Below are 6861 nucleotides of genomic sequence, written 5' to 3'. Positions count from 1 at the left end.
TCCAGCTGCAGCCGGCGCACTGGCCGGTGGCCGCGCTGACCCGCCAGCTTGACGTCGGCGATGCCGCCGACGGCGTCTGGCTGCGTGCCGATCCTGCCAACGTGGCCCCGGACATGCACGGCGCGCGGATGATGGGGCACGGCGACACGCTGCGCCCTGACGCCGACGACGTCGCCGAACTCCTGCCGGCCCTGCAGCCGCTGTTTGCCGGGTACGGGTTTACCCTGGATGCACCGGTGCCGAGCCGCTGGTACCTGCGGCTGCCGGAAGAGATCCAGCTGCCGGCGTTTGCCGCGCCCGACGACGTGCTCGGTGACGACCTGTTTGGCCATCTGCCCCCTGGCGATGCCGGCCGCTTGTGGCGGGCGCTGCTGACCGAGGCGCAGGTGGTGCTGCATCAGCACGACTGGAATGCCCGCCGTGTGGCGGCCGGCAAGCGTGCGATCAATTCGTTGTGGTTCTGGGGCGGCGGCGAGATGCCGCAGAGCGTCAGCACGGCTTACGCGCAGGTGCGCAGTCGTGAATCGCTGCTGCAGGCGCTGGCCAAGGCGGCCGGGGTCGAGGTGGGTGGGAACCAGCCGGTGGATGCGCTGGTGGACCTGCGTCAGCTGCGTTCGCTGGAGCAGCTGGGCAACGAGGCGATCCGTCCCCTTCTTGCGGCGTTGCAGCGCGGCGAACTGCGCCGGCTGGTGCTGGATTTCGAGGACGGGCTGCGCTTCGAGCTGGACAAGGGCCAGCGCTGGAAAGTTTGGAAGAAACCGCTGCAGCTGCAGGACGCATGACCACCTCCCACACCGCCCGCATCCAACGCCGTCCCACCCTCGAATGTGCGGGCTGGCCGGCCGACACGCTGCCGTTGCTGCAGCGCCTGTACACCGCGCGCGGTGTCACCGACCCGGCCCAAGCACAACCGAAGCTGGCCCAGCTGCACGCCCCGGAACTGATGGGCGGCATGCAGGCCGCCGTCGACCTGCTGGCCAACGCGATCGCCCACAACGAACGCATCCTGGTCGTGGGCGACTTCGACTGCGACGGGGCGACCGCCTGCGCGGTCGGGGTGCGTGGCCTGCGCATGCTGGGTGCCCGCGATGTGGTCCACGCCGTGCCCAACCGCATGCTGCATGGGTATGGTCTGTCACCTTCGCTGGTGGCCGAACTGGCCGCGCTGCAACCGGGGCTGCTGGTCACCGTCGACCACGGCATTGCCTGCCATGCCGGTGTTGCAGCAGCCAAGGCGCTGGGCTGGAAGGTGCTGGTGACCGACCATCATCTGCCTGGCGAACACCTGCCGCCGGCCGATGCGCTTGTGGATCCCAACCTGCAGGGCGATGCGTTCCCGAGCAAGGCGTTGGCCGGTGTCGGGGTGATCTTCTACGTGCTGATGGCGCTGCGCCGCCACTTGCGTGAGCAAGGGGCCTTCGCCAGCACACCCGAACCCGACCTGCTGACCCTGCTGGACCTGGTCGCGGTCGGCACCGTGGCCGACCTCGTCGCACTGGATGCCAACAACCGTGCGTTGGTGTCGGCCGGCCTCCGACGCCTGCGGGCCGGGCAGGGCTGTGTCGGCCTGCAGGCATTGATCGAAGCCAGCGGGCGCGATGTAAAGCGACTGAGTGCCACCGATATCGGTTTCGCACTGGGCCCGCGTCTGAATGCCGCTGGGCGTCTGGAAGACATGGCGCTGGGCATCGAGCTGCTGCTCACTGAAGATCGCGCCCATGCCCGGGAGATTGCGCAGACGCTTGAGCAGATCAACGCTGAGCGTCGCGCCGTGCAGCAGCTGATGACCGACGACGCCGAACTGGCGGTCTCACGCGCGGTGCTCACGGCTGAGGGGGAGCGCCCGGTTGCGGCGTGCCTGTTCGATGCCGAATGGCATCCGGGCGTCGTTGGGCTGGTCGCCTCGAAAATGAAGGATCGGCTGCATCGGCCGGTGATCGCGTTCGCGCCGTCGGAGCCCGGCAGTGATTCCCTGCGTGGTTCGGCACGTTCGATTGCCGGTTTCCATATCCGTGATGCGCTGGCGCTGGTGAATGCCGCGCATCCGGGTTTGATCGACAAGTTCGGCGGGCACGCCATGGCGGCGGGCCTCAGCTTGGCGCAGGCGAACCTGGCGGCATTCGAGCGGGCTTTCCTGGCCGTGGTGCAGGCGCAGATGGATCCCGCGTCGTTGCAGCAACTCCTGATGAGTGACGGCGAGCTGGGCACGGAGGAGTTGAACTTCCGTCATGCCGAGGCGCTGCGCCTGGCCGGACCCTGGGGGCAGGGCTTCCCGGAACCGTTGTTCGACGGGCATTTCCAGGTTGCGCGCTGGCAGGTGCTGAAGGAAAAGCATCTCAAGCTGAGCCTGCGCGTGCCGGGCCGCGCTGAGCCGCTCAATGCGATTTACTTCAGCGGCTGGACCGGCAATGCGCCGGCCAACCATGTGCACATCGCCTACCGGCTGGTGAGTGATGACTACCGGGGTGGTGGCGCGATTCAATTGATCATCGAGCATTGCGCTGACGCGTGATGGATTGCGTTGACACGCATGGCGGTGAGCCGGACGCATGACGATGGCGTTGGCACGCATGGCGTGTCACTACGACCCATGGTCGGGGGAGAGGGGCGGGTGCCTGGGGTTGCCTGGGATGTAGTGGGATCGGTCGACAGATGATCGCCGTGAAATGACCCGAGTTCTTGGACGCATGAACTCATGATCGACGCCGGGTTTCGGGTGAAGGTCCGGTTGCGGGCGACCTATAGTCGAGCATTACGCTGACCGGCGATTGGGATTTCGCCGACTGCGTAGCGTCTTCGCCAACCCTAATCTTTCGCGGTTGGCCAACTGGCCGTTCCGAATGTGAGTGCTTGGCTCATGTCGCACGTTCGATGGACGTATGGCGCTCTATCTGTCGCAATCTGCGCGCTTCTAGTGTTGCGCGGCGCGAAATGGGCTGCTCCCGACAACATCGATGTGTTTACGTACTGGTGTGGAGCAGCAACGTTGGTGGCACTCGTCGTTGCCGTAGGTGAAATCATTCACGCAGGAACGGCCGCAAGCGCTGTAAAAATGGCACTTTCGGCCCTCGCCAGGCAGGAGGCGAGAACGTTGAGCCTGGAGGTCATTGGGCTCGTGGATGAGGTCGGCGATAGGGTTCGCATGGAGGACTACACTTCGGCGCTTAGAGCTGTGCAGATCGCGCGCCGATTCTCTGCCCGTCTGGATGTCAGGCACCTGCATGCAGTGGAGGTGCACGCGATCGCAACCCAGCTCAGTGAGGTGGAGCATGTGCTCCACTTGGCTATGACCAAAGAAAAGGGAAGGCCCATGAACAAGGTGGCGCGATCCACGCTGAGCAACATGCTGATGATGATCAAGTCCGCCGCCGAGAGAGTCGCACGCTTGGGGGACAATGTCTGATGTTGCCGCCAAGAGTCCGGGAGTTCATTCGCAAGGTGGTTGAGAAGACGGACACAGGTGAACTCACCTGGAGCGTTGCTTACGAGAATGATGTCATCAGTACGAAAACGGACGAGTTTGAGCTCATTGTTCGTTACGATTACGACATCACCACCGGAAACGCGTCGTATCTGCTGTTCTATCGCAATAGCGCGGATCCCGTAGAGTATCGGTTCTTCGCGGATCATGATGCTGAGCATGACTGCGCGCTTTTGCGCCAATTGTTCGATACAGTGCAGTCGTGTTCGGCCCAGTTCCCGTTTTAGGCCGAGCCTCAGCCGGGCAGAGCCCGGCTCGACGTTTGGCGTCCGGTGACAGGCCAATGCTGGGGAGCGGTAGAGTCGGTCGACAGACGACTGCCGATAGCGGTGATCGATGCGGCGAACGCATGTCCCATAGCTGAGCAAACGCGTCAGGTCAGGGTTCCTTGACCTCGCTTACCAGTGACGGCATCTGCCACGCGCCGCCGGCGGCAACCAGGCGGCACAGACCGGTGTTGGCGTCATCGGTCTGGATGTACTCGCTGCCATTCCACGCCCAGGCCGCCGTGCTCCAGCAATCCCCCAGGCCGCGGCCCTTGTGCGCGGCGGTGATCGTGCGGGTGTCATCGTCCGCACCCAGATTGGTGATGTAGCGCGGCTGATAAGGCGCACGGTCATTGACCACCCAGTAGCCGGAGCCGATGTTGTAGGCCCCGGTCCAGCACACTGTCGAGACCAGCAGGCGGCGGCTGTCCAGGCGCTTGACCGTGATCGGGTGCGGCTCGCGTTCAAACTGCGTGTCCTGGTCAGGATGCAGTGCATCACAGTCGTCGGCCGACGTGGCGACAGCCAGGGCTGCGCGCAACGCCGGCACATTGCCCAGCGCCTCGTCAGCCGCCGTAGTCGGCACACGCTTGCCCAGCGTCACCACCGGCACCGGCAACGCCGGCAGCACGCTGGCTTCGGCGCGGCTTCCCTTGCGCATGATCGCGCCGGGCGTGCCCAGCCGGCCCTGGAACTCGTCCATTTTCAGCAGCACGGCGGAAGCACCACGATCAGACAATGCCCAGCGGCGACCATTGTTCCCGATCAGTTCGATCCGGCTGTCCTTGACCAGCGCCTTGAGCAGGGCGCTGACCTGCGCCGCGGAAAAATCCGTGCTGTCCTTCACGGCACCCAGCGACGTGCCATTGATCTGCAGGCTGACGGTGCTGGGCAGATCGCTCTCCTCATACTCGCCGAGCATCAGCTGGCCAGTGATCGGCTGATCGGGTCCGCCCTTGCGGGTCAGCAGCACCGACACCGGGTCATCGCCGGCGTCCTCGTTCTGGTAGCCGGCCGCCCGGCAGGTGCGGGTGTTGTCGCAGGCCAGGGTCCAGTCGTTGTGGGTGAACTCAACCCCCTTCAGCGGGGCGGCGTGGGCAGCGGGTAACAGCGCGGCAAGCAGCAGGCAGGCCAGAGGCAGGCGCATGCGATCTTCCTTGTGGGATACGGTCCGTGGGGCTGTCAGCGTGGCGCAAGGCGACCTTCATGTCCATGTGCAATGGCTTCAACCCCATTTGCCACGGTGATGCGTTGAACGTTCCGTCATCGTCATCAGGAGCGTCACATGGACAGCGTGCTGCGCAGGTTGGGGTGGGGGATCGCGGTTTGGGTTGCCGTTGCCGTGGGGCAGGGAGCGGCCGCGCTGCCGACCGGCCAGGGCCTGTTGAAGGTGGCAGGAGCCGAGCGTGAGGTGCAGTTGGAACACGCACAGTTGCATAGCCGGGTGGCCGCAGGACTGGGCGAAACCCGGATCGAGATGGTGTTCCGCAATCCCAACAGCCGGGTACTGGAAGGCAACCTGGAGTTTCCGCTGGCCGACGGTCAGCAGGTGACCGCGTTCGCACTGGATATCGACGGGGTCCTGCGTGATGCGGTGCCCGTGCCCAAGGAGAAGGGCCGGCAGGTGTTCGAGGCCATCGAACGACGCGGTGTGGACCCCGGCCTGCTGGAACAGACCGCCGGCAACCAGTTCCGCCTGCGCATCTACCCGATACCGGCGCACGGCACGCGTCGGGTCGCCCTGACCGTGCGTGAGACATTGCCGCTCGATGCCAGGGGGCTGCGCTGGAACCTGCCGATGCAGTTCGCGCTCGGCGCGCAGCACGTGCAGGTGCAGCTGGACGCGGTCGGTACCGGCGTTCCGGTCAAGCGCGGCACCTCACCGCTGGAGCTGTCCCTGGCCGGTGCCACCTGGCGGGCGCGCTGGCAGGGACGCGGTGACCAGCTGCCCGCCCAGCTGGGCTGGACCCTGCCGTTGCCGCGTGGCATCAGCGGCGTGCAGGGACTGTACAACGGTGAACGCTATTTCATGCTGCAGGTGCCGGTGGCGGGCCAGCCCCGCGCACGTGCGCTGCCGCGTCGTATCGGCCTTGTCTGGGATGCCTCCGGCTCCGGACGGCAGCGCGATACCGCCGCCGAACTGGCGGTGCTGGACCGCTATTTCCAGGCGGTGGGCCACGCCCAGGTGCAGCTGACCGTGCTGCGCGACCATGCTGAACCGGTGCGTCGCTACAGCGTCGAGGGCGGCAACTGGGGCGGGCTGCGTCGCGAGCTGGAAGGACTGGTGTATGACGGCGGCAGCGCACTCAACGACTGGGCGGCCAGCGAGGATGTCGACGAAACCCTGGTGGTCAGCGATGGCATCGGCAACTTTGGTGCCCGCACGCGGCCTGCGTTGCAAGCCGAGCAGCCGCTGTACGCGTTGAGCGGTGCTGGTGCCCGTACCGATGCGGCCCACCTGCGGCACTGGGTGGAAGGCAGTGGCGGTCAGGTGCTGGTGCTCAGCGGCGTGGATGACGTGGCCTCGGCCGCCGGACGCCTGCTCCGGGAGACTCCCGTCCGCCTCGAACCACAGGGCACCGGCCTTGCCGATCTGCTGTTGGACGACACGCAGACAGGGCAGGGCTGGGTGCGGGTGATGGGGCGCATCACCGCTCAGCCTGCATCGCTGCGACTGCGCCTGCCCAACGCGGACGGTGCCACCACCGAACAGACGATGGCCATGAACGGACTGCCGGATGCTGACGGCGGAATGGCCGCGCACGCGTGGGCGTCGCATCAGCTGCAACGGATGCAGAGCGACCGTACCGTGCCGATGTCGGCGACCCAGACGTTCGCCCTGAAGTTTGGCCTGGTCAGTGCTGACACGTCGCTGCTGGTGCTGGAAACGCTGGAGGACTACCTGCGTTACGGCATCCGCCCGCCGGTTCCGCTGCAGGCCGAATACGACAAGCGCCACGCGTTGCAGATCAGCGATGAAGCCGAGCAGCGCCGCCAGCGCCTGGATGCCATTGCGCGCCAGTTCGCCGAGCGTGAGCTGTGGTGGAACCGCAGCTGGCCCAAGGGGCCGCGTCCAGTTGAACCCGCGCCGCATGCCAAGCGCCTGTCGCCGAC

The 6861-nt window shown here is 66.0% G+C and carries 6 protein-coding genes; 5 read left to right on the top strand and 1 reads right to left on the bottom strand.

Features of this window, described 5'->3' with window-relative positions; genetic code table 11:
- The 4 genes from EGJ34_RS19755 to EGJ34_RS19740 all read left to right on the top strand — a co-directional run.
- On the top strand, positions 1-782 hold a 782-nt coding region (locus EGJ34_RS19755), incomplete at its 5' end, for a phosphoglycerate mutase (RefSeq protein WP_125362151.1).
- Positions 779-2512, top strand: coding sequence for a single-stranded-DNA-specific exonuclease RecJ (gene recJ, locus EGJ34_RS19750; protein ID WP_125362150.1), 1734 nt, complete (start codon positions 779-781; stop codon positions 2510-2512). The genes EGJ34_RS19755 and recJ, both read left to right, overlap by 4 nt.
- A gap of 477 nt (positions 2513-2989) precedes the next feature.
- Complete coding sequence (locus EGJ34_RS19745) at positions 2990-3403, top strand: hypothetical protein (RefSeq protein ID WP_125362149.1); 414 nt, start codon at positions 2990-2992, stop codon at positions 3401-3403.
- Positions 3403-3708, top strand: coding sequence for a hypothetical protein (locus EGJ34_RS19740; protein ID WP_125362148.1), 306 nt, complete (start codon positions 3403-3405; stop codon positions 3706-3708). The genes EGJ34_RS19745 and EGJ34_RS19740 overlap by 1 nt, the downstream gene beginning before the upstream one ends.
- A gap of 151 nt (positions 3709-3859) precedes the next feature.
- On the opposite strand, the gene EGJ34_RS19735 is transcribed toward EGJ34_RS19740, so the two are convergent.
- A complete protein-coding gene (locus EGJ34_RS19735) occupies positions 3860-4894 on the bottom strand; it encodes a DUF1176 domain-containing protein (protein ID WP_125362147.1) in 1035 nt (344 codons plus the stop codon).
- A 138-nt stretch (positions 4895-5032) separates the two neighbouring features.
- Here EGJ34_RS19735 and EGJ34_RS19730 point away from each other — a divergent pair.
- Positions 5033-6861 (top strand): VIT domain-containing protein (locus EGJ34_RS19730; protein WP_260477071.1); only part of this gene is annotated, 1829 nt, incomplete at its 3' end.

The organism is Stenotrophomonas sp. 278 (assembly GCF_003935715.1).
GTDB classification, from domain to species: Bacteria; Pseudomonadota; Gammaproteobacteria; order Xanthomonadales; family Xanthomonadaceae; genus Stenotrophomonas; species Stenotrophomonas maltophilia_AH.
Note: the sequence above shows the minus strand (reverse complement) of the source record. Positions and strands in the feature narration are given on the sequence as shown.